Origin of the sequence: Paenibacillus sp. KS1 (assembly GCF_001680695.1) — a bacterium.
GTDB classification, from domain to species: Bacteria; Bacillota; Bacilli; order Paenibacillales; family Paenibacillaceae; genus Paenibacillus_B; species Paenibacillus_B suaedae.
This window is the reverse complement of the sequence record NZ_MAIS01000023.1, coordinates 37,916-60,636: the sequence shown is the minus strand read 5'-3', so window position 1 is coordinate 60,636 and position 22,721 is coordinate 37,916. Positions and strand designations below refer to the sequence as shown.

Annotated in this window: 20 protein-coding genes; 11 read left to right on the top strand and 9 right to left on the bottom strand. The window is 47.7% G+C overall.

Translation table 11 applies throughout. The features are described 5' to 3' along the window. The first annotated feature begins 210 nt into the window (after nucleotides 1-210). The 7 genes from BBG47_RS10125 (at nucleotide 211) to BBG47_RS10095 (ending at nucleotide 7,926) form a co-directional block, all read left to right on the top strand. Complete coding sequence (locus BBG47_RS10125; protein ID WP_065291645.1) at nucleotides 211-774, top strand: quinolinate synthase; 564 nt, start codon at nucleotides 211-213, stop codon at nucleotides 772-774. Next, a complete protein-coding gene (locus tag BBG47_RS10120; RefSeq protein ID WP_021254645.1) occupies nucleotides 746-2,266 on the top strand; it encodes an AAA family ATPase in 1,521 nt (506 codons plus the stop codon). Before BBG47_RS10125 ends, BBG47_RS10120 begins: the two co-directional genes overlap by 29 nt. Before the next feature lie 131 nt (nucleotides 2,267-2,397). Next, complete coding sequence (locus BBG47_RS10115; RefSeq protein ID WP_021254644.1) at nucleotides 2,398-3,270, top strand: 3-hydroxyacyl-CoA dehydrogenase family protein; 873 nt, start codon at nucleotides 2,398-2,400, stop codon at nucleotides 3,268-3,270. Then, the gene (locus BBG47_RS10110; RefSeq protein WP_065291644.1) at nucleotides 3,267-4,472 is read left to right on the top strand and encodes an acetate kinase; all 1,206 of its coding nucleotides are present in this window, start codon (nucleotides 3,267-3,269) and stop codon (nucleotides 4,470-4,472) included. Before BBG47_RS10115 ends, BBG47_RS10110 begins: the two co-directional genes overlap by 4 nt. A 26-nt stretch (nucleotides 4,473-4,498) precedes the next feature. After that, a complete protein-coding gene (asnS, locus tag BBG47_RS10105; RefSeq protein WP_021259164.1) occupies nucleotides 4,499-5,794 on the top strand; it encodes an asparagine--tRNA ligase in 1,296 nt (431 codons plus the stop codon). A 185-nt stretch (nucleotides 5,795-5,979) separates the two neighbouring features. Continuing rightward, a complete protein-coding gene (locus BBG47_RS10100; RefSeq protein ID WP_021254641.1) occupies nucleotides 5,980-6,660 on the top strand; it encodes a DnaD domain-containing protein in 681 nt (226 codons plus the stop codon). A 354-nt stretch (nucleotides 6,661-7,014) separates the two neighbouring features. Continuing rightward, nucleotides 7,015-7,926, top strand: coding sequence for an O-fucosyltransferase family protein (locus BBG47_RS10095; RefSeq protein ID WP_065291643.1), 912 nt, complete (start codon nucleotides 7,015-7,017; stop codon nucleotides 7,924-7,926). A gap of 87 nt (nucleotides 7,927-8,013) precedes the next feature. On the opposite strand, the gene mtnB is transcribed toward BBG47_RS10095, so the two are convergent. The 8 genes from mtnB to BBG47_RS10055 all read right to left on the bottom strand — a co-directional run bounded on the left by mtnB (nucleotide 8,014) and on the right by BBG47_RS10055 (nucleotide 16,384). Further along, a complete protein-coding gene (mtnB, locus tag BBG47_RS10090; protein WP_065291642.1) occupies nucleotides 8,014-8,658 on the bottom strand; it encodes a methylthioribulose 1-phosphate dehydratase in 645 nt (214 codons plus the stop codon). 43 nt (nucleotides 8,659-8,701) lie between these two features. Next, nucleotides 8,702-9,379 (bottom strand): 2-hydroxy-3-keto-5-methylthiopentenyl-1-phosphate phosphatase, encoded by a 678-nt coding sequence (locus BBG47_RS10085; RefSeq protein ID WP_065291654.1) that lies wholly within the window; start codon nucleotides 9,377-9,379, stop codon nucleotides 8,702-8,704. Between the two features lie 2 nt (nucleotides 9,380-9,381). Next, on the bottom strand, nucleotides 9,382-10,611 hold the full coding sequence (locus BBG47_RS10080) for a 2,3-diketo-5-methylthiopentyl-1-phosphate enolase (RefSeq protein WP_065291641.1): 1,230 nt from the start codon (nucleotides 10,609-10,611) through the stop codon (nucleotides 9,382-9,384). After that, the gene (proC, locus tag BBG47_RS10075) at nucleotides 10,608-11,489 is read right to left on the bottom strand and encodes a pyrroline-5-carboxylate reductase (protein ID WP_083189212.1); all 882 of its coding nucleotides are present in this window, start codon (nucleotides 11,487-11,489) and stop codon (nucleotides 10,608-10,610) included. Before proC ends, BBG47_RS10080 begins: the two co-directional genes overlap by 4 nt. Before the next feature lie 52 nt (nucleotides 11,490-11,541). Beyond that, nucleotides 11,542-12,789, bottom strand: a complete 1,248-nt coding sequence (locus BBG47_RS10070; RefSeq protein WP_065291640.1) for a glutamate-5-semialdehyde dehydrogenase — start codon at nucleotides 12,787-12,789, stop codon at nucleotides 11,542-11,544. Nucleotides 12,790-12,804: 15 nt separating this feature from the next. Beyond that, complete coding sequence (proB, locus tag BBG47_RS10065) at nucleotides 12,805-13,914, bottom strand: glutamate 5-kinase (protein ID WP_065291653.1); 1,110 nt, start codon at nucleotides 13,912-13,914, stop codon at nucleotides 12,805-12,807. Nucleotides 13,915-14,548: 634 nt separating this feature from the next. Continuing rightward, nucleotides 14,549-15,742, bottom strand: a complete 1,194-nt coding sequence (locus BBG47_RS10060; protein WP_065291639.1) for a pyridoxal phosphate-dependent aminotransferase — start codon at nucleotides 15,740-15,742, stop codon at nucleotides 14,549-14,551. A gap of 138 nt (nucleotides 15,743-15,880) precedes the next feature. Further along, nucleotides 15,881-16,384: a type IV secretion system protein VirB6 gene (locus BBG47_RS10055; protein ID WP_065291638.1), complete on the bottom strand. Its 504-nt coding sequence runs from the start codon at nucleotides 16,382-16,384 to the stop codon at nucleotides 15,881-15,883. 176 nt (nucleotides 16,385-16,560) lie between these two features. On the opposite strand from BBG47_RS10055, the gene BBG47_RS10050 reads away from it, so the two are divergent. Continuing rightward, the gene (locus BBG47_RS10050; RefSeq protein ID WP_065291637.1) at nucleotides 16,561-17,418 is read left to right on the top strand and encodes a carbon-nitrogen family hydrolase; all 858 of its coding nucleotides are present in this window, start codon (nucleotides 16,561-16,563) and stop codon (nucleotides 17,416-17,418) included. Then, nucleotides 17,415-19,379, top strand: coding sequence for a glycoside hydrolase family 3 N-terminal domain-containing protein (locus BBG47_RS10045; RefSeq protein ID WP_083189210.1), 1,965 nt, complete (start codon nucleotides 17,415-17,417; stop codon nucleotides 19,377-19,379). The genes BBG47_RS10050 and BBG47_RS10045 overlap by 4 nt, the downstream gene beginning before the upstream one ends. Nucleotides 19,380-19,418: 39 nt before the next feature. Here the strand turns inward: BBG47_RS10045 and BBG47_RS10040 are convergent, their stop codons facing one another. Next, nucleotides 19,419-20,384, bottom strand: a complete 966-nt coding sequence (locus BBG47_RS10040) for a LysR family transcriptional regulator (RefSeq protein ID WP_065291635.1) — start codon at nucleotides 20,382-20,384, stop codon at nucleotides 19,419-19,421. 147 nt (nucleotides 20,385-20,531) lie between these two features. Between BBG47_RS10040 and leuC the strand changes: the two genes are divergently transcribed. Then, on the top strand, nucleotides 20,532-21,956 hold the full coding sequence (gene leuC, locus BBG47_RS10035; protein WP_021259150.1) for a 3-isopropylmalate dehydratase large subunit: 1,425 nt from the start codon (nucleotides 20,532-20,534) through the stop codon (nucleotides 21,954-21,956). 14 nt (nucleotides 21,957-21,970) lie between these two features. Then, complete coding sequence (leuD, locus tag BBG47_RS10030; protein WP_065291634.1) at nucleotides 21,971-22,582, top strand: 3-isopropylmalate dehydratase small subunit; 612 nt, start codon at nucleotides 21,971-21,973, stop codon at nucleotides 22,580-22,582. Nucleotides 22,583-22,721 lie beyond the last annotated feature (139 nt).

Sequence of the window (22,721 nt, the reverse complement as noted above, 5' to 3'; positions counted from 1 at the left end):
CGATTTTGCAGCGCTGCTGCTTTGCATATGACGTACATATTGTACGCTATGCGAAGCAGCAGCGCTTTTTGTATTGGAGTAAATCCATTTCGATGGCAATCATGGTACACATTACATCCATAGTTGAAGTGACATATGTGATATACTCTTGATATATCAGAAAGAGATTACTAGGGGTATTGATATATATTTGCAACAGGAGGTTTCAGCATGGCGAAAAAGATTCGAATCATGCCTACTTTGCTCATTATGGTCACGACAGCTGTTGCACTATTTGGAGGTTGGACACTGTATGAACGTAATTTCGTGAAGCAGCCTGTGGAACGAGTATTGAAGCAGCATGCTGAAATTACGCAGTATGATGTTCAATGGTATCCTGATGCGCTGCAAGTGAAGCTGAAGAGCAAGGATGGCACCAATATTAGCAGCCTGATTGAAAGAGTGTCGGACGAGCTGCAACAGAATTCGAGCGGGAAAAAAGTACAATTGGAATACTTGAATGATGAGAGCACGCCGCTTATCGATAAGTTATGGTCACGTGCAATGTTCGACATTGCAGATGCAATGGTACATCAGAAATACAGCGATATTCCTGTTAGGTTGAAGGAACTGCAGCAGCAAAATCCAGGTATTCAGATCCAAACGGAAATGGATTCACGATATGTGTATATTCAACTCAAGGATGAGAAAGGAAGCAAGACCGTATTGCTTCCTTTGCAAGCATCGCCTGTGGGGGTATGGCCTAATGAAAAAGCAACGGCAATCCGTTCGTAGTTGGGAATTGGCATTAGGGATCGTAATCCCAGCGATATTATTTGTCAGTTATCTTGGAGTTAATATATGGCCGGTCATCGCGGCAGTTGCCGCGATCAGTGCTCTTCTGCTGTTTGTAAATCGCAGAGGACAAGCTGGCTTGGCGCGTTCGTCAGGGCGTGCGAAGTCAGGCAATAATCAGATTAGTGAAATGAGCTTCGAGCGTATTGGCGGGCAGGATAGAGCCAAGAATGAATTGATTGAAGCTCTTGATTTTCTGGTACGGCCAGATGACATTCGTAAATTCGGGATTCGTCCAATGAAAGGAATATTGTTAACTGGCCCCCCAGGAACGGGGAAAACGTTAATGGCGAAAGCATCTGCTCATTATGCAGACGCGATATTTATTGGTGTGTCAGGCAGTGAGTTTGTTGAGATGTATGTCGGTGTCGGAGCGGGACGTGTACGAGAGCTGTTCAAGGAAGCAAGACAGCGTGCAGAGAAAGAGAAAAAACAAAATGCAGTTATCTTCATTGATGAAATTGATGTGATCGGCGGCAAGCGTGAAGGTGGACAACAAAAAGAGTATGATCAAACGCTCAACCAGCTGTTGACGGAGATGGATGGACTGTACGCAGATGAGTCACCGCGTATTCTGGTAATGGCGGCCACGAACCGTAAAGAGATGCTGGACAGTGCATTGCTGCGCCCAGGCCGTTTTGATCGTCATATCCAAGTAGATATGCCGGATAAGAAGGGACGCAAGCATATTTTGGAGCTGCATGCTACGAATAAGCCACTGGCGGAAGAAGTAAGTCTGGAGCAAATCGCAGAAGAAACGTTCGGCTTCTCAGGCGCTCAATTAGAGAGCGTCCTGAATGAGGCGGCTATCTATGCAATGCGTCAGGAGCAAGAGGCGATTACGATGGAGCATCTCTCGCTTGCGATTGATAAGACGTTAATGGGAGAGAAGAGTGATCGAGAGACGAATGAGGAAGAACGACGCCGGGTGGCGATTCATGAACTTGGACATGCGATAGCCGCAGAGCTTGTCCGGCCGGGAAGCGTATCTCAAGTTGCGTTAAGCCCTCGCGGCCAAGCATTAGGCTATGTTCGACATCAACCACAGGGAGATCGTTACCTGTATACAAAGCCATTTCTTGAGGAGCAAATCATCATTGCGCTGGGCGGATCGGTAGCAGAGGAGTTGTTCTACGGCAACCGCAGTACGGGCTCACAGGGGGACTTCGATCAAGCACTCAACATTGTAGAGACGATGGTGAATGCAGGATTGACGGATCTCGGCATTGTCCGTTTGAAACATCTCTCACCAGATGTCTTGACAAAAGAAACGCAGACGATTATGGTAGATTTGACCTATCGAACGCGTGAATTGTTGGAACAGCACCGAGATGCTTTTGAGCGATGTTTGCAGCGTCTATTGGAAGAGGAATTGGTGAACGGAGATACGTTCCGGTGTCTGTTATGTGACAAGAAACAATTACCAGCGTGATTTCACGCTGGTTTTTCTTTTTTGCTCTCATATTCATGATAAGATAAGGTGAGGTACCTATGCACTGATAACGAAACCATCATCTCGGGTACACTATGCAGAGCATAGCAACAGGAAAGGTGGAAGAAACCATGTTTTTCAAAAAGATCGGCGTCATCGGCGGCGGTACAATGGGCCAAGGCATTGCAGAAATGCTTGCTGTCAAAGGCTTGGACGTGCTGTTGGTGGAGCAATCGCCGGAGAAGCTGGACCACGCGTATGAAATGATTGAAACGAGCCTGGATAAGCAGCTTGAAAAATGGGCAATCACACAGGCCGAAAAAAAATTAATTCTTTCGCGCATACATAAAGTGACGCATCTGGCGGAACTAAGTGCATGCGATATGGTAATTGAAACAATATCTGAAGATCTGGAAGCGAAGAAATTGGTCTTCGCTGAACTGGATCGCGTATGTCCAAGCAGCATTATCTTGGCGAGCAACACATCAACACTGTCCTTGACAGAAATGGCAAGCTCAACGAAGTATCCTGAGCGTGTTATTGGCATGCACTTTATTCATCCGGTCTCCAAAGTCGATCTCGTGGAAATTATCCGCGGGTTGAAAACTTCTGACACTACTTTCAATGAAACAAAACGTTTCGTTGAAGAAGTTGTGCAAAAGAAAGGCATCATGGTATATGAGTCGCCAGGCTTTGTGACTTCACGCATGATCTGCCTTCTCATCAATGAGGCATTGCATGAATTGCAAGAAGGCGTCGCTTCTGCAGAAGATATCGACAGCGCAATGAGAATCGGATATAATTTCCAATACGGGCCGCTTGAAATGGCTGACCGTTTCGGCTTGGATTCCATACTTGCAGCGTTGGAGCGCATGTTCCGCGAGTTCGGCGATATTAAATATCGTCCGTCCGTATTGTTGAAAAAAATGGTGCGCGCAGGCCACCTCGGCGTGAAATCGGGCGTCGGATTTTTCAAGTATGATAAGGATGGGGATAGACTATGAAAATACTCGTAATCAATGCAGGCAGCTCCTCACTTAAATATCAGCTGTATGATATGCAGGAAGAATCGGTACTGGCAGCAGGCCGTGTAGAACGTATCGGAATGGATTCCTCCATTCTCATTCACGAACCGCATCACACGGATGAAATTACAGAAGTAAGCGAAATTCTTGACCATACGATTGCGATTCGTAAAGTATTGGACAAGCTGACAGATGCTAAGGTTGGCGTAGTTAAGACGATCAATGAGATTGAAGCTGTTGGACACCGTGTCGTTCACGGCGGTGAATCGTTCAGCAATTCCGTATTGGTTGACTCCGAAGTCAAAGCGGAAATCCGTCGTCTGTTCGATTTGGCTCCGCTGCATAACCCTGCTCACATGATGGGAATTAAGGCAGTAGAAACGAACTTGCCGGACGTACCGCAAGCCGTTGTATTCGATACTGCTTTCCATCAAACGATGCCTAAGAAGGCATACATGTACGCGATCCCGAAGGTGCTCTATAAGAAGCACAAAGTTCGTCGCTACGGCTTCCACGGGACTTCCCACAACTATGTAAGCCAACGTGCGGCCGAAGTTGTTGGACGCCCGCTCGAAGACTTGAAGATCATTACTTGCCATATCGGTAATGGCGGCAGCTTGACAGCGGTTGAAGGCGGCAAATCGATCGATACTTCGATGGGGATGACTCCGCTTGAAGGCTTGATGATGGGTACGCGCAGCGGTGACTTGGATCCAGCTGTCGTACCATTCACAATGATGAAGGAAGACTTGACGGTCAACGAAGTCAACTCCATGTTGAACAAGCATAGCGGCTTGCTTGCAATCTCTGGCTTGTCCAGCGACATGCGTGAAATTACGGATGCAATGGCTGAGGGCGAACCAAATGCTACTTTGGCATTCGAAATGTATGTATATCGCCTGCGCAAGTACATCGGTTCATATGCTGCAGCGATGGACGGCGTAGATGTGATCGTATTTACGGCAGGTGTGGGTGAGAACTCCATCGTAATCCGTGAAGCAACATGCGAGAAGCTGACGTTCTTGGGCGTTGAAATTGATCCGGAGCTGAATAAGATTCGTTCGAAAGAGCCGCGTCTCATTTCGACTCCGAATTCCAAGGTTCAAGTTCTTGTCGTTCCTACGAACGAGGAGCTTATGATTGCACGGGATACTTACCGCCTTGTACAAGAATCGAAATAATTAATGCGTAAGGGAGAGAGCGATCGATGACGACGACTTGTGTCATCCGCGAAGTTAGCCGTCATGTGGGCGAAGAAGTCCGCATGGGGTGCTGGCTGCACAACAAGCGTTCCAGTGGCAAGATTCAATTCCTGCAGCTGCGTGACGGTACTGGATTTATCCAGGGTGTTGTAGTAAAAAGTGAAGTGCCGGAGGAAGTCTGGGAAGCGGCGAAGAGCTTAACACAAGAGAGTTCCTTGTATGTAACCGGGACAGTTCGTGAAGAGCCACGTTCCAAGTCCGGTTTTGAAATGACTGTAACGAATGTGGAAATCATTCAGATTACAGAGAATTATCCAATTACACCGAAGGAACACGGTGTTGATTTCTTGATGGATCACCGTCATTTGTGGCTGCGTGCACCGAAGCAGCATGCCATCTTGACGATCCGTGGAGAAATCATTCGCGCGGTACAGCAATTCTTCGATGAGAAGGGCTTCACACTGGTGGATCCTCCGATCCTGACGCCTTCTTCTTGTGAAGGGACGACAGAGTTGTTCCATACCAAATACTTCGAAGAAGATGCATTCTTGACACAGAGTGGTCAGCTGTACATGGAAGCTGCTGCAATGGCACTCGGTAAGGTATACTCGTTCGGACCAACGTTCCGTGCTGAGAAGTCGAAGACGCGCCGTCACCTGATCGAGTTCTGGATGATCGAGCCGGAAATGGCGTTCGTCGATCATGAACAGAACCTGAAGGTACAGGAGCAATTCGTATCGCATATCGTACAATCTGTGCTGAAGAACTGCCGTCCAGAGCTGGAAACGCTTGGCCGCGACACTTCCAAGCTGGAGAAATGTGTAGCGCCATTCCCACGCATTACGTATGATGAAGCAATCAAATTCTTGCAAGAGCAAGGATACGATATTCCTTGGGGTGAGGACTTCGGTGCACCGCATGAAACGGCAATCGCTGAGAAGTATGAGACGCCTGTATTCATCACGCATTACCCAACGAACATCAAGGCCTTCTATATGAAACCAGATCCGAACCGTCCAGAAGTTGTTCTGTGTGCGGATATGATCGCTCCAGAAGGTTACGGAGAGATCATTGGTGGATCTCAGCGTATTGATGATCCTGCCTTAATGGAAGAGCGCTTCAAGGAGCATGAACTGTCTCCAGAAGCGTACCAATGGTATATGGACTTGCGCAAATACGGTACAGTTCCACATTCCGGATTTGGACTCGGGTTGGAACGTACAGTAGCTTGGATCTGTGGGTTGGATCATGTCCGTGAGACAATTCCGTTCCCTCGCTTGCTGTATCGCTTGTACCCATAAGCATATTGCTTGGTTTTACAGTTTATGAAGATCGTCCCGTATCGCAACAGCGATGCGGGGCGTTTTTTTCACTAGTGACAAAGCCCTATTTCTACTGTTTGAAAACGTTGCCAATTTAGTGCTTATCAAATAGCCGTTCGTATGAGACAATAGAGGGGTAGTGAAGCGGAGAGGGGATTTATTGTATGAGTGGAGACGCTTTTCGCACCTTTGCTAAAGGGATGGCGCTAGGCATGCAATCAGGCAGCATCAGTGTGCCGTACCATCTGCTGCGCTGTTATCGACAGTTGAAGCTGAACGATACGGAGGCTATGCTGCTCATTCAGCTTATAGGCTTTAAGCAGCAGGAAATGAAGGACTTTCCGACGATTGATGAGCTGCAGGAACGAATGGGAACAGCCCCAGAACTTGTGATCAAATCACTTCAGCGCCTGTTGAAAGATGGCTTTATCAGCATTGATGAGGAGATCGATGCGGCTACGGATATTCAATATGAGCGTTATAATCTGACTGGATTATGGGAGAAAATGGCTGTGCTCGTGACGGAAGAGATACGAACGGAACGTCAGCGACTCAGACAATCATCTGCCTTAACGGATTCGGATCAGCCGAATCTGTTCAATATATTCGAGAAGGAATTCGGTCGTCCTCTTTCACCAATGGAATGTGAGACGATAGCTGGGTGGATTGATCAGGATCACTATCCAGAGGAACTGATCTTATTGGCGTTGAAGGAAGCCGTCTTTGCAGGCAAGGTGCACTTCCGCTATGTGGATCGCATCCTGCTGGAATGGAGCCGCAACCGCGTTCGTTCGATTGAAGATGCGAAGGCTTATACACAGAAATTCCGTTCTAGTGGAAGATGAGGTATGAGCTCCTGTAAGTTTGCATGGGAAAATAATTTTGAGGTTGCTGCAGAGAGGCTGTAATGGTGTTTCGGCGGCAATCTCAGATAATAATCTTATTCGGTTCTGGTTCTACGATCATGTATCAATGGACGAACACTGATAGCTTGATATTGACCTTGATATGGAAATGTTTAAAAAATCTCCGCCTTTTACTTCTCATTTGATATAGCCTCTACATATATTGTTCTTATCTGGATCTTTACCTTTATTTGTTGACTTTCCTTTAGTAATTCGTAACGACGATATATTCAATCTGGAGCTCTCATTCAGCTTATATGTGAGTTTTGTTAGATCGCTATGGAGGAACAACGCATGATTTATTTTCAAAATAGTGCAGAAGGATCAGAAGGACTTTGCAATCAGTTAATGTCCGTTTTTCGTGCTGTTGGTGAAGCGCTATATCATGCGAGCGAGGGCTCTCCTGCAGGAATCCTATTACAAAATGTTCAAACGAGAACCTCGATTGATTTTGATGTTACTCCGTATTTTCGAAGCATAGCAATCGATTGCTTCGTTGATGTACATGCGTTGCGGCAATTACTGTCAAGTCGACAGATTGATGTGAAACGCGCTGAAGAAGTACATGCAGAAGTACGTAATCAAGCGGTTAACTGTAAAAGGTATGCCATCCGCCAGATGTCTGCAATCGAAAATAAAAATAGCGGATTGTTCATTGCCAATGCCTTTCCTTTCGCTAAGCATATCGTAGAATTATCTAATTTCATTATCGCTTCCGTGTCCGAGAAGCATCAGTGGATAGCGGCTCATCTAAGAATTGAAAAAGATTTATTGCTAATTTCCGATATAAAAAGTATGGGCCTAGAACATTATGCGGAAAGTCAGCTTCACTGTATTTATGCTTGTATGGAGGCTAAGCAAAAGGTATCAGCCATATATTTAGCATCCGGTTTATTGGATGAAGAGTATGCAGCTATAGCAAAAGGGACACAGGAAAAAAACGGGGATATTATGATTTATAATAAAAAAATAGTGTTAAAAGGATGCCCTGATCTGAAGCAGAAATTTGACTCCTTATGTTTAGAGGAACAAGCTTTGGTCGATTGGCTCGTATGTATTCATGCTCCTTATTTTATTGGCCCACATTCCTCATCCTTTTCTTATTTAGCGGGCTACATGCGTCATTATCGTGGTTATCAACCAGATACGCTGGAGTTATTTCCAACGTATCAACCCTATTGGGATATGTGGTTTCCTTGCATATAGGTGTTGTATTCCTACACATGAATTTTAAAGCCCTCTGTCTATTGTGACTGAGGGCCTTATTCAGTTTTATGGAACAATAGCTAGAATTTATTGATGAAGTGCTTGTTTGCGGTATACATATTCGAACAAAAATTCGAATGCCTCCAAATGACGTTTGGCCTCAAAGGCATTGGCACCCCAAGCATATATACCGTGCTTCCGCAGCAGAATACCCGGAATACGGGGGTTAAGAGACGCTGTAACACAGGGTACGATACGGGGGATATCAGCGTAGTTAGGTACAACAGGGATGTGAATTTTTGCGTCTTCCTCCCAAATATTAAACGCTTTAATTAATTCCACGCCTTCGACGGGTACAGCACCACGATCCCCATATAAATCAGATACGATCGTGTTGAATACCGTATGTACGTGGAAGATGGCACCACATCCAGTGAGTCGATAGATTTCACAATGAATTAAGGTCTCGGCACTAGGTTTGAGATGAGTGGCTTCCGTTGCACGGCCATTCTCATCGACGAACAGGAAATCTTCGGGAGTATGAACCGATTTGTCTTTGCCGCTGGCTGTGATGGCAAATTGGAAGTGTTCTTCCTGTATGTCGCCAACACGAACGGAGAGGTTACCGCTTGTTCCTGGGAACCAGTGGCGGCTGGCAAATTGCTCTTTGATTGTTCGCAGCTCGGCAAGTGCCCACTGCTTCTGCTCTAAAGTGAGCGTATGCGTATTCATTCTATAGGTTGGCTCCCTTCACTTATCCACTTTCTCAGCCGATCTACGGATGAGTTATATGTGTATTGGAATGACTCAAATGTTCAATAATATCATAAAACGTCTGGAACGGCGCATATGGGAGCTGAAGCTCATCGCATCGTTCGATTAATTGAGCTCTGGCAAACACGAAATCAGCTAACTTGGCTGCTGTAAAATCAGTGACGCTGTCGCCAATGACAATACGCTCATACTGATCCTTAGGGAAGCGGCGCACGATAGTTGTTTTGCACATCCCGCAATCATTCGTACATGGCGGCTGACAATAATGCGGCCATGTAATCTGAATCTTATCACCACGAAAGTCACTGCCATTGCAATAGATGTGATCGATAGATATTTGATAAGGCTTCAGCAGCGGATACACGAAGAAATCGATGCCGCCGCTTGTAATATATAATTCGATCCCTTCTGCTTGGCAGAACTGAACAAATTGCTCGAAACCAGGGCGAATACGTGCCTGTGTTACGGCGTATTGAATAACCTCTTCTTGCAATGAAGAAGGGAGCAGGGCGAACATTTCACCGACCCCTTGACGAATCGACTTGCGTTCATGGATGACGTCCTGCACGATTTTGTCCCATCCAGGCGGTTCGAAATGTCTTATAATCGACACGATGTTATCATTTTCAGTTATCGTTCCGTCGAAATCACAAAAGACAACTCGAAGCTTCTTCTCGATGCTCACTTCTTCACACCCCACAATCCAATTGCGGCAGCCAATGGTTCAGAAATAGCAGCTCGTGCTTCTAAGGTGTCACCCTTCAAGACGGCATCAATGGCATCGACAAACGCATACCCGCCTGCAGCTGTTCCCATTGGATGGCCGTGAATACCGCCTCCGGCATTGACAACAACATCGTTGCCGAAATCTTGAATAATAAACGGAACCAAGCCAGGATGTATACCCGCGGAAGGCACAGGGAAGCTTCTCTTATGTATCGCTCCAAATGAATCATTTACACTGGTAAGAGCGTGACGGATTCCTTGCGTCTCTTCTTTCGGCATTGTGACCGAACCATATGGGGAAGGGAAGAGTACGAGATCAGCACCAGCTAATCGCATGAGTTTGCCAAGCAGAAGTGGGGCGGCAATTCCATGCTCCTTCGCTGGGTAGTAGGCACCGGCAAGTGCAGGATGAGCGGCAATTGGAACTGTAATATCAGGATCTTGGCTCAATCCATGCAGGACATCGTATCCGTAGCTTAATACGTTGAAGAGCAAGGCATTTGCTCCAGCTTCGATTGCACGGAGTGCTTGTTCACGAAGGGAGAACGTAGACCCTGTTAGGTTTACGGCATATAGCAATTTCTTGCCCGTCACTTGTTCGGCACGAGCGGCAGCTTCCATACATGCGCGGACACGCATGTCGATCGGTGTGAGGGGATTTTCAAATAAAATCTCGTCATCCTTGATCAAATCAACTCCGCCAAGTGCTTGCTGGTAGAACTGCTCCTTCAATGCTGCTAGATCATGACCGATGACAGACTTGAAAATGCTCATTAACAGTGGACGGTCTTGGACGCCCAGCAGTTCGCGAACTCCATCGATTCCATACTTAGGCCCTTGAAATGAAGCTGTAAATGTATCGGAAAAATCAAGATCCAGAAGCTTAATCCGACCATCCATGGACAGCTTGCCGAAGGCCGTAACGAGCAGGGCAGGAATGTCAGGGCTAAAGTTAATGTCCGGATAAGCAATTGCAATATCCGCGTAGCGTTCCCCAAGGACATCTGATGGATGTTCCTCAATCGAGATTACCTTGCCGAGATGCTTCGACATCTCGGCCTTTCTCGCCTCAGGGAGCTCGGTCCAGCTCCCGACCGTCAATCCAACGGCAATTCCTTCGGCCTTCTTATGAAAGTCTGCACGATCATCGAACAGCCGATAGGTGGCGACGCAGTGATCTTTCATTCGATTTCCCTCCCAATTTGGTGTTCCATTTCCTGAGATCGTTCTGCAGCGCGGTGCACAGCAGAAACGATGGTTCTGCCTACATGATGGGTATTCATGACGTCTATTGCAGCTTGTGTCGTGCCGCCAGGGGAGGTCACCTTGCGGCGCAGCTCAGCAGGTTCTTCCTGTGTTAGCCGTACCATTTCAGCCGCACCTAGAACAGTCTGGACGGTTAAATCCCGCGCATCCTCTTTTGTAAGTCCCCCATCTACAGCTGCTTGTATCATCGCTTCCATGACGTAGTACAAATAAGCAGGGCCGCTGCCAGATAATCCGGTCACGATATTCATGTGCTGCTCTTCAACTTCAACTGCGATGCCGACTGCTTCGAACATCGCCATCGCGATGGCGCGCTGTGTGTCATTGACCGCATCCGAACAGCAGATTGCAGTCGCACCGAGACCAATCGTGCTCGATGTGTTCGGCATGGTGCGAACAGCGGCAACTGGACCAAGAATATGCGCAATGGCATGAAGCGATAGACCAGCAATCACAGAAATGATAAGCGTTCCGGGGCGGAGAAGCGGCTTCAACTCATGAAGTGCTCCTGCGGTATCCTTCGGCTTCATGCACAATACAATGACATCTGCTTCCTGCAAGAGCTGCTGTTTGCCTTCTGATGAGAGCTCAATCGTGACGCCATACTTCTGCTTCAACTGCAGAAGCCGTTCGTTATTGCTGCGATTGATCATGGAGATTTGCGAAGGCTCAGTCAGCTGCTTCGCAAGTACTCCTCTCACAATCGCTTCGGCAATTGATCCTGCACCGAAAATACTAAAGTGAAGAGACCGGAATGTGTCCTTCTCTTGTGTTTTTATTTCATTCATGATGTCCATTCCTCTCCCTTCTTGCCAACACTTAAATGGAAAATAGTACTGGCGTGCGATGTTACTCGCGAATTTGACCTTTGCCATATATCCGATACTTCGTGGACGTTAGGGCAGGTAGGCCCATTGGACCTCTTGCGTGTAGTTTCTGTGTGCTAATGCCGATCTCAGCACCAAATCCGAATTCAAACCCATCTGTGAACCGCGTTGATGCATTATGGTAGACAGCAGCAGCATCAACTTCCCTTAAGAAACGGCTGGCACGGTCTTTGTTCTCGGTCACAATACATTCGGAGTGCTTCGTGCCATAGCGAGCGATATGCTCAAGTGCTTCATCAAGCGAGTCAATGACGCGCACGTTCAGTACATAGTCGTTATATTCTGTTGCATAATCCTGTTCGGATGCTTTCTTAGCCCATGGCGCATAGGCGATTGTTCGCTCGCAGCCGCGCAGTTCAACACGATGTGTGTCAAATCCTTCAAGCAATCCTGTCAGATGGCGCTCTGCAAATTGTTCATGTACGAGCAGTGTCTCCATAGAGTTGCATACGGAAGGGCGCTGCACTTTCGCGTTGAATGCAATTGCTTCGGCCATCTCCGGATCAGCGGACTGGTCAATATAGGTGTGACAAATACCTGCTCCGGTCTCGATAACGGGTACAGTTGCATTTTGAACGACATTCTGAATGAGCGATGCACCACCGCGCGGAATGACGACATCCAGCAAGCCGTTACATTTCAACATCTCGTCAACAGAAGCACGATCCGCATCTTCGATTAGCTGCAAGGCTTCAACCGGAACAGAAGTGAGCTTTAGCGCTTCATGCAGCACAGCGACAATGCGCTTGTTAGATTCCAGCGCAGAAGAGCCTCCGCGCAGTACGACCGCATTGCCTGTCTTAAGACACAGGCCAGCCGCATCCACGGTGACATTCGGACGCGCTTCATAGATCATGCCAATTACACCTAGTGGCACACGGATTTTCTCAATATGCAAGCCGTTGGGACGGTCAATTTTCTCAAGAACATCTCCAACAGGATCTGTCAGTTCGGCGATCTGGCGCAATCCTTCTGCCATATCTTCAATTCTTGCCTCATTTAGTGCAAGGCGATCCAATAGAGAATCTGATGTTCCCTGCTGCTTCCCTCGTTCTAGATCTTTTGCGTTTGCTTCAATAATCGAATCTGCATGTTGGACAAGCAGATCCGCCATTCTCAATAATGCTTCATTCTTCTGATCGGTTGTCAGTCGGTTCATAACTGCGGCTGCTTCTTTCGCTAACGTAGCCTTGGAAAGTACTTCACTCATCGTACATGCCTCCCTCTATGATCGTAGTGTGACCCATTCATCTCGATGTATCACTTCAATGCGCGGAACCTCGATGCGATTGAGAACCTCATCCGTAGACCAGCCCGCTGCAATCTTTAATTGATCGGCTTCGTAATTGACGATGCCTCTGCCAATCACACGTCCATCCTCACCAGACACCTCAACCACATCTCCAGGGTGGAAGTCGCCTTCGACTCCTCGAATACCAGCAGGCAGCAGACTTGATCCTCGTGATATCAATGCCCGTTCAGCGCCTTCATCGACAATAATTTGTCCATGTGGGGTAGAGTGGAAGCCAAGCCATTGCTTCTTCATCGGCAATGCGTGCAGGTGAGTATCGAAATAGGTACCCTTGCCAATACCGTCCACAGCAAGGAGCAAATCACCTGGCTCATTGACCCGGCCAACAAAGGCAGGTACACCGCCACGCATGGCGATACGTGCTGCATCTAGCTTCGAACGCATGCCGCCCGTACCGACAGATGAGCCGGCTCCTCCAGCATATGCGTAGATTTCCTCGTTAATTTCCTCGACTCTGTCGAATCGCTTTGCATTCGGATTGGAACGGGGATCGGCAGTATACAACCCGTCCGTATCTGTAATAATCACTAGCCGATCAGCATGAACAAGATTCGCAACCAGTGCTGAGAGCGTATCGTTATCACCAAACTTGAGTTCCTCAACAGATACGGTGTCATTCTCATTAATGATAGGGACGACACGCTGCTTCAGCAGTTCCTCCATTGTCATCTGGGCATTATGGCCGCGCTTGCGATTGGCGAAGTCTGGCCGAGTTAACAGCAGCTGTGCTGAAGGAATGCTGTACTTCTGGAATTGTTCTTGGTAGGCCTGCATTAGCAGCGCCTGACCGACTGCAGCAGCAGCCTGCTTCTCATGGAGAAGCTTCGGACGAGTCATATATCCAATATGTCGAAATCCGGCTGCAACGGCACCTGAGGTGACGAGCACGACATGTGCACCACGTTCCATAAGAGAGACGAGCTCGTGTACGTAGAATTCAATATGTTCTCGATTTAAGCCGCCATGCTCAGAGGTAAGCGAGCTGCTTCCAATTTTCACTACAATTCGTTGACACTGTTCCATCATTCATTCACTTCCTGATTCTTTGACTCTCATGAGTATAAGTATCATACATCTCACGATTGCCGGTACCAGATTGTAATACGATGATGTGAATGGATCAAGGGAATGCCGAACAGTGATGTCGCGAAAACGGATTATGGGTATAAAAAAAGACCCTCGTCCTCTAAAGGACGAAAGTCACACTTCCGCGGTACCACCTTCATTGAGGGTTCCTAGAGCATATACCTGAACTGCGTTGATCGCAGATTCATGATCATGCAGAAACCATCCCACTTGATCGCCTATAACGGAGGCAGCCGTTCAGCTTCACGCGTAACGCTTATGCTGACCGCTCAAGGATAGGTTCTGTAATGGCTCTGCGGCGGATGCTTGCAGCCTATGGCATTCCGCTCTCTGAACGCGACCTTCATTACGTACTGGTCCTGTCATCACGATAAGGGTATTCACTCTGGCACCCGCTGCTCCATGAGAGCAATGAGTGTATTACGAATAGAATACCATGTGATTCCAATGGAGTAAAGAAGGCGAATCCTGTATAAAGGCAGGTGACAGAAGATTCCTTTAGTTAGAAACACAATGAAATTGTTGATAAGCCCGATCATGAACCGGGACAGCATCATTGCACTGATCTAGCTTAGAATAGCGATAGTCTTCCAATTCGCTCGGCAGCTTCGCATAATCGCTCCTCTGGCGCGAGTAGTCCGACCCGGACGTAGCCCTCTCCATGCTCGCCAAATCCGATGCCTGGCGCGGTTACAACATTGGAACGCTCCAGAAGCAAGTCTGCGAATTGGGCAGAGGTGAAATTCTTAGGCACTGGGAGCCAAGCGAAGAAGGATCCTGCCGATGGAACGGCTTCCCAGCCAATGCGATGAAGCTCCTTGAAGAATACATTCCTGCGCTGTTCATATGTCGCACACAGTTCATGAACTGGTTGCTGCGAACCGGTCAATGCGGCGGCAGCGGCAGCCTGAACAGCACCGAACAGGCTAACATACATGTGATCCTGCATCAGATTGATAAGGCGGATAAGTTCTTTATTGCCAACAGCAAATGCAACTCGCCACCCGGCCATGTTGTAAGTCTTAGACATCGTGTAGAATTCGATACCGACTTCCTTCGCGCCAGGCGTCTGTAGGAAGCTCACAGGCCGTTTTCCGTCAAATCCAATCGATCCATATGCGAAATCACTGGCAACGACGATATTATACTTCGCTGCAAATTGCACGGTGTCCGCATAGAAATCAGAACTTGCAGTCGCTGCCGTTGGATTGTTCGGATAGTTCAGGAACATTAGCTTAGCCCGTTCTAGCTGCTGCTTCGTAATCCGTTCATAATCTGGAAGGAATTGATTTTCTTCCAACAATGGCATCATGACCATGTCAGCACCAGCAAGGGCAACGCCAGACCAATAATCAGGATAGCCTGGATCTGGAACGAGGCAGACGTCGCCTGCGTTAAGCAGAATTTGACTGATTTCAACGAGTCCCGTCTTGCCTCCGAACAATACGGCTACTTCTGTATCGGGATCGAGATCCACATTATAGTCTTCCTTATACCGCTTGGCTATCGCTTCCTTCAAGTAGCGATGTCCACTGAATGGAGGGTATTTATGATTGATTGGGTCAGTTGCTGCTTCCTGCAGCGCAGTCACAATATGAGGAGCAGTTGGCAAGTCAGGATTGCCCTGACCAAGATTGATGACATCATGACCGTCAGCGATGCGAGCGTTCGTCCGCTGCACAAGCTGGGCAAAGAATTGCTTCGGAAGCCGGTTCATGCGTGCGGCCGGCTTGATCGAGATAGAACGGTATGTTTCTTCTAACATGTCTTATCCACTCCAGCAACCGGATTCGTTATCGGTTATCAAAATAATAACGATAATTTAGCATGTTTCCACTGAAGTGTATACCCTTTTTTTTCATCGATTTCCGTAGCTTACATACGGTTTTTCTTTAAATACAACTTATCCGCTCGATTTTTCAGCCTTTCCTGTCGGTTCTGTTGTCAATAGCTGCTGCATAAATGGTTTGACATCTAAATTTAATCGCAGCAAATAGGGCTTGCGTTCCTTCGAGAATACGAGCAGCAGCGGATCTTTATCTGGGCAATAGATAAGAAATACGTCTTTTATCTGCACCGTCTCTCTTGGAAGAACCACATCAGCCACTGATGTTAATGGGATACGTACGATATATCCACATTGATGCCCAATCGTGAGCTGAGGGGACAGTCCAGTTATCGACTTGAGCCAAGAAGCAGCGACTGCTTGGAACTCCTTGCTGTTAGGGAACGTCTTCACAATCCGTTGTGCCTTAATATCGAACAGTTGGATCTGAGGACTTGCAGCCGAATCGCTGCCTTCACTCGGTGCCCATGCGGATACAGAATTCGTCATCAGTGTACTTGTGCTGCATACAAGTAAGAGAGCAATAGCTACGACCCATTTGACCATACAACAACTGCGCATGCTACTTTTCATCCTTTCAAGACCGCGGTGGGTGATTATTCGTTGTTTATTTTTGATTCCGCTTGCTTCCTTAACGTACCCATCTTGACTCCAATCCATGAAAAGGTATGATGGATGGTAGAAAGTGCTACCGAAGAACAAATGCATGCTGAAAGCCGAGAGAAGGAGTGTATACGATGGAACAATTATGGAATGTGTGTGCGATTCAAATGGATGTTGCAATCGGCGAACCGGACAAAAATATGGAGAACGTTATTCAATGGATCGGCAAAGCAATGGAGAGAGATTCGAAGCCGGACGTCATTGTGCTTCCAGAAATGTGGAATACAGGTTATGCACTTGAGCGGATTCACGAAATAGCAGATGTAAATGGACAGCAGACGAAGCAAATGCTCACGATGCTTGCTGCACGATATGGTGTAAACATTGTAGGTGGATCCGTATCGGTTCGTGAAGGCGACCAGATCTACAACCGGGTGTATGCAGCAAATCGTAACGGCGACATTGTTGGCGCCTATGACAAGGTTCATTTGTTCCAGTTGATGGATGAACATGTTTATTTATCTTCCGGAAATGCGCTCGGGACGTTTACCCTAGATGGTGTGAAGTGTGGAGTTATTATTTGTTATGATCTCCGTTTCCCGGAATGGACCCGAACAATGGCGCTCCAAGGTACAGAAGTTCTATTTGTTCCAGCTGAGTGGCCGCATCCACGGCTTCATCATTGGAAGACGCTGTTGACTGCGAGAGCCATTGAAAATCAAATGTATGTGGTAGCCTGCAATCGAGTCGGTACGAGCAAGGGCGCTTCCGGACAAGAGACAGCTTTCTTCGGACATTCGGCAATTATTGATCCATGGGGGGATACACTTGCTTCATCAGGGGAACAGGAGGCATTTGTGCAGGCACCGATCTCTCTGTCGCTCGTACAAGAGGTGCGGGGGCGAATTCCTGTGTTCGCTGATCGTAGAGAATCGCTTTATCAATCTGCTACGGCTTCCTATGCTTCTGCTCCATTGCTTGATCGTGTATGATGTCGAGAAAAGAGCGGCATAAGCGGGCAGACACATCTCGTAAACGTCGTCAAGCACGTCTTCTTTTTCTCATTCTTGGATGTACAATAGGTGTGCTCCTTCTAGTCTGGTCTAGATATGGCGCTCATGTGGTAGATTGGGTGCTGGGTATAGATGGTGATGGTAGAGTCCTTCATCAAAACGGTACGGATGCGATCCAATTGAAGGGTTCGGATTTTTCATTTGACCAGAAAATTGTAAACGGCTCTGCAGAAGACAACATTCAAGTGGAAAAATGGCTGCAAGCACTCACCTTAGACGAGAAAATTGGCCAAATGTTTTTGGTTCACTTATCTGCGCTTACTGCTGAGAAGCCTAACCAAGCGCTGTCGAATATCCTTCATGAACTGGCTCCTGGAGGCGTTATTTTATTCAAAGATGACATCAAGACTGTGGGGCAAACGATTGAAGACAATGTCCAAATGCTCCGCTCATCCCGTATCCCACTCTGGATTGGCGTAGATCAGGAGGGGGGAGTAGTAAATCGTATCCTGTTCACTGGCGATTGGAATGGAAATATGGCGATTGCTGCGACTGGACAACCCCAGCTTGCGAAGGAAACGGCTATTGAAACGGGCAGCCTCATGCAGTTGCTCTCCTTCAACCTAAATTTTGCCCCTGTTGCTGATGTAAATGATGATCCGTACAATCCCGTCATCGGACTTCGCTCATTTGGCTCTGAGCCTAAACAGGTGTCTGCGTACGTACGCGCCTATGTACAGGGAGCACATTATAGCGGCATGCCCGCCATTGTGAAACACTTCCCTGGGCACGGCTCGACACGTACTGATTCGCATGTGGGACTACCTCAGTTGACTCATGACTTGAAGCGGTTCGAGCAAGTAGAATGGTTGCCCTTCAAGGCAGCCATTGAAGAAGGAGTGGATATGGTTATGTCCGCTCACATTCAGGTTCCTCAACTTGAGCCGAAGACAACCTCCTCTCAAAAAGATGGCTCACTCATCACGATTCCAGCTACACTATCTTCCCGTGTCCTTACAGATATTTTGCGTGATCAATTGCATTTTCAGGGGGCCATTATTACGGATGCATTGAATATGAAGGCGATCGCGGATCATTTTGGTTCGGATAAAGCTGCTGTAATGTCCATCCAAGCAGGTGCAGATGTGCTCTTGATGCCCCCTAAGCCGCATCAGGCAATAGCTGCGATTCATAAAGCGATAGAAGAGGGGACATTGACCGAGCAGCGCATTGATGAGAGTGTGCGTCGCATCTTGCACTTAAAGTTGAAGTATAAGGTGACGAATGCAAAGCAGGCTTCTCAATTAAATGTGGAACAAGCGATTGGGAAAGCCCAATCATTTATTGCTTCCAATCAGGCGCAGGGATTAATGAAGCGCATAGCGGAACAGGCTGCTACACGTTGGGGGACAGATTCTATTGTTAATCAGCCCAGTGAGCTGATTACATCCAGTATGAACCAAGTACTTCTGGTCGGTCATGATAGTGCCAGCTTGGAAGCGATGCAGCGTGCATTAGTAGCTGAGGTGAAGGGAAGACGAGATGTTGGGGCGGAGGAGAAGGAAGCTCATGCAGCAGCTAATCGCAACAAGGTGCGTTCGGCTGTGACAGACGTTCGAGTGAGTAAGCTTGAAGATACAGGATTGACCGATGCAATCAGAGCCGCAGATGCCGTCGTTATCGTGACGAACGATGTATACCGACAGCCTCGTAGAATCAAACTGCTTGAAAAGCTGGTAGCTCAGCTTGAACAAATAAAGAAGCCTGTTGCAGTCGTTGCAGCAGGACTTCCCTATGATGCTCAGGCTTTGGCTAACATACCAATCGGCTATGCGATTTATGGGCTGACGGATAGCAATGTGCGGGCTGCAGCACGAGTATTGCTTGGACGCGCAGCTGCATTAGGTCAATTCCCTGTTGCGGTTGCAGGATTGCCATAGTGCGAATCGATGAGCTGATTCGTACATAGAGATACGATCTCATTCAGACTTCTTAGGTTGATTCATCATTCCTCCGGCGCGAACTCGCGAGCCGAAGCGGGCTGTGATCGTATCTTGCAGTGTCTGCATGAAGGCTTCTGCCGCATGGGACATATAGCGGCCTTCACGATACGCGATAACAAGCGTACGGGAAGGTCTTCCTGTCAGAGGAAGATATAACGGAACAAATTCGCTTCGAGGAGCAGTCGCAATAAATGAAGGAACTAAGGCAACCCCCATACCAGCTGCTACGAGAGACTGGACGGTCTCAATGTTCGTGCTCTCGAATACGACATTCGGGGTAAAACCGGCTTCCTGGCACAATTGTACGGTAATTTGCCGGAATCCTTGACCACGCTTCAAGAGAATGAAGGGCTCGTCTCGGAGGTCTGATAAGGACACCGGACTTGGCTCAGAACATTCGCAATGCTGCTTGGCAAGAGAATGCTGAGGGGGGATTGCCAGCAGAATCTCCTCTCCCACGACAGGTCGATAGGTAAGAGTATCATCCGTTAAGGGCAGAGATAGCAGGCATAGATCATTTTTGCCTTGGGCCGTCATTCGCTCCAGGTTGGACGTCGAAGTATCCTCTACGAGTACCAGATCGATGGCTGGATAGCGTTTATGGAATTGAGGAAGGACATGGGGGAGGATATGGGATCCCGTAATCGGCATTGTCCCGATAACCACCTTTCCCCTCTTCGTTTGGCTGATATCGGCCATTTCGTTCTTCAACTGTTCCATCGCATCGAGCATCTTCTGCGCGCGGTCGACGAATATCTCTCCTGCATGTGTGAGTTCCACTGAATTGGTCGTCCGTTGAAATAAGAGGACGCCAATTTCCTTCTCTAGCTTCGACAACTGCTGGCTTAATGAAGGCTGTGCGATGTGCAGCTTCTCAGCAGCCCGGGAGAAGTTCCTCTCCTGTGCAATTTGGACGGCATAGAGCAGCTGTCTAAATTCCATGTCCGTTCATCCTTCCTCTGGATAGCTTATAGGTTAAACCTATTGTAATTATAGATATTATATCTTGGATCAATGAAGAAAGAAATGCTATATTTGGTGGCAAGAGAAATAGAGAGAGAAGCGTAAAATCGCGGAGAGGTGAAGGAAATGACGATAAAGAAGACCATGTACGAGAAGATTTGGGATCGGCACGTCATCGTGCAAGAAGAAGGCAAACCAAGCATTTTATACATTGATTTGCATTTGGTGCACGAGGTAACATCCCCGCAAGCTTTTGAAGGATTGCGCTTGAGCGGCCGCAAGGTAAGACGTCCGGATCTTACATTTGCAACAATGGATCATAATGTACCGACGAAGGATCGGTTCAACATAACAGATCCAATCTCGAAGCAGCAGATCGATACATTATCACAGAACTGTGCAGACTTTGGTGTTACGCTGTTCGACCTGGACAGCATTGATCAAGGCGTGGTGCACGTTATGGGGCCTGAGCTTGGTCTTACTCATCCAGGGAAGACGATTGTCTGTGGGGATAGCCATACGTCGACGCACGGTGCATTCGGCGCCCTTGCGTTCGGAATTGGCACAAGCGAAGTTGAGCATGTAATGGCTACACAATGCTTGCAGCAAGCGAAGTCGAAGACGATGGAAGTGCGCTTCGTTGGCAAGCGCAAGCCAGGCGTTACTGCGAAGGATATGATCTTGGGCTTCATTGCGCAGAACGGCACTGATTTTGCAACTGGGTATGTCATTGAATACACAGGCGAATCAATCCGCGAATTGACGATGGAAGAGAGAATGACTGTGTGCAATATGTCCATTGAAGCGGGTGCACGTGCTGGTCTAATCGCACCAGACGAGACAACATTCCAATACTTGCGTGATCGTCAGTATGTGCCTCAAGGCGAAGCTTTCGATGCTGCTGTTGCAGAGTGGAAGAGCTATGTAACCGATGAGGGCGCTGCTTATGATGTTGTTGTTGAAGTGGATATGGATCAGCTTATCCCACAGGTGACTTGGGGAACGAGCCCAGGTATGGGTACCGATATTACGTCGAATGTACCGAACCCTGCTGATTTTACAACCGAAAATGAACGTAAGGCTGCTGAGAAAGCGCTTGAATATATGGATCTGACACCTGGTACGCCGATGACTGAAATTGCTGTCGACTATGTATTTATCGGCTCCTGCACAAATGGTCGTATTGAGGATTTGCGTGCAGCGGCTGAGGTAGCTAGAGGCTACAAGGTGAGCGATAAGGTAACGGCTATCGTCGTTCCAGGCTCTGGCCGGGTTAAGCTTCAGGCGGAGAAAGAAGGATTGGATCAAGTATTCGTGGAAGCGGGCTTCGAATGGCGTGATGCTGGATGCAGTATGTGTCTTGCCATGAACCCGGATGTGCTCCAGCCAGGACAACGATGTGCCTCGACTTCCAACCGTAACTTCGAAGGACGTCAAGGCCGCGGTGGACGTACGCATTTGGTATCGCCAGCAATGGCAGCAGCAGCGGCAATCAAGGGGCATTTCGTTGATGTGCGCAACTGGGAAATCAAAGCGGAAGTATTGAACTAAGGGAGGAACGAATCATGCAACCATTTACATCATTGAACGGTCTTGTTGCCCCAGTTGATCGGGTCAACGTGGATACAGATGCAATCATTCCTAAGCAATTTTTGAAGCGTATTGAACGGAGCGGATTCGGCCAGTTCTTGTTCTACGAGTGGAGATTCGACGAGGCGGGCAACGTTATTCCTTCCTTCACCTTAAACCAGCCGCAATATGAAGGAGCTTCCGTATTACTGTCCCGTGCGAATTTCGGTTGCGGTTCTTCACGTGAGCATGCACCATGGGCGATTCTTGATTATGGCTTCCGCTGTGTTATCGCTCCATCATTCGCAGATATTTTCTACAATAACTGCTTCAAGAATGGTATTCTTCCTATTAAGCTGTCAGAAGAGCAGGTTGATGAACTATTCCGTCGTGCAGCGGAGAAGGACGGCTATCGTCTGGACGTGAATTTGGAAGAGAAGACAATTACGGATGAGTACGGATTGAACTACACTTTCGATCTGGATGAGCACCGTCGCCAATTTTTGCTGCAAGGTCTCGATGATATCGGATTGACGCTGAAGCATGAAGATGCAATTACTGCATACGAAGCTGCGAATGCGGGGCGTGTCGCTTACCCAGTCGTATAAGCACAGTTGATAATAAAAGGTATTACAATCCCTGGATTCGCTTCGGCGTTCCAGGGATTTTATTGTATAAGCGTCGAGTAGCAGATTAAGATTAGTAAGTAGCATGCGGCACATAACGGACTTTTTCCTATTTGAGAAG

Excerpts from the sequence above, each read along its gene's own strand:
- BBG47_RS10125 (WP_065291645.1), top strand. The coding sequence starts at position 211 with ATGGCGAAAAAGATTCGAATCATGCCTACTTTGCTCATTATGGTCACG.
- BBG47_RS10120 (WP_021254645.1), top strand. The coding sequence starts at position 746 with ATGAAAAAGCAACGGCAATCCGTTCGTAGTTGGGAATTGGCATTAGGG.
- BBG47_RS10115 (WP_021254644.1), top strand. The coding sequence starts at position 2,398 with ATGTTTTTCAAAAAGATCGGCGTCATCGGCGGCGGTACAATGGGCCAA.
- BBG47_RS10110 (WP_065291644.1), top strand. The coding sequence starts at position 3,267 with ATGAAAATACTCGTAATCAATGCAGGCAGCTCCTCACTTAAATATCAG.
- asnS (WP_021259164.1), top strand. The coding sequence starts at position 4,499 with ATGACGACGACTTGTGTCATCCGCGAAGTTAGCCGTCATGTGGGCGAA.
- BBG47_RS10100 (WP_021254641.1), top strand. The coding sequence starts at position 5,980 with ATGAGTGGAGACGCTTTTCGCACCTTTGCTAAAGGGATGGCGCTAGGC.
- BBG47_RS10095 (WP_065291643.1), top strand. The coding sequence starts at position 7,015 with ATGATTTATTTTCAAAATAGTGCAGAAGGATCAGAAGGACTTTGCAAT.
- mtnB (WP_065291642.1), bottom strand. The coding sequence starts at position 8,658 with ATGAATACGCATACGCTCACTTTAGAGCAGAAGCAGTGGGCACTTGCC.
- BBG47_RS10080 (WP_065291641.1), bottom strand. The coding sequence starts at position 10,611 with ATGAAAGATCACTGCGTCGCCACCTATCGGCTGTTCGATGATCGTGCA.
- proC (WP_083189212.1), bottom strand. The coding sequence starts at position 11,489 with ATGGACATCATGAATGAAATAAAAACACAAGAGAAGGACACATTCCGG.
- BBG47_RS10070 (WP_065291640.1), bottom strand. The coding sequence starts at position 12,789 with ATGAGTGAAGTACTTTCCAAGGCTACGTTAGCGAAAGAAGCAGCCGCA.
- proB (WP_065291653.1), bottom strand. The coding sequence starts at position 13,914 with ATGGAACAGTGTCAACGAATTGTAGTGAAAATTGGAAGCAGCTCGCTT.
- BBG47_RS10060 (WP_065291639.1), bottom strand. The coding sequence starts at position 15,742 with ATGTTAGAAGAAACATACCGTTCTATCTCGATCAAGCCGGCCGCACGC.
- BBG47_RS10055 (WP_065291638.1), bottom strand. The coding sequence starts at position 16,384 with ATGCGCAGTTGTTGTATGGTCAAATGGGTCGTAGCTATTGCTCTCTTA.
- BBG47_RS10050 (WP_065291637.1), top strand. The coding sequence starts at position 16,561 with ATGGAACAATTATGGAATGTGTGTGCGATTCAAATGGATGTTGCAATC.
- BBG47_RS10045 (WP_083189210.1), top strand. The coding sequence starts at position 17,415 with ATGATGTCGAGAAAAGAGCGGCATAAGCGGGCAGACACATCTCGTAAA.
- BBG47_RS10040 (WP_065291635.1), bottom strand. The coding sequence starts at position 20,384 with ATGGAATTTAGACAGCTGCTCTATGCCGTCCAAATTGCACAGGAGAGG.
- leuC (WP_021259150.1), top strand. The coding sequence starts at position 20,532 with ATGACGATAAAGAAGACCATGTACGAGAAGATTTGGGATCGGCACGTC.
- leuD (WP_065291634.1), top strand. The coding sequence starts at position 21,971 with ATGCAACCATTTACATCATTGAACGGTCTTGTTGCCCCAGTTGATCGG.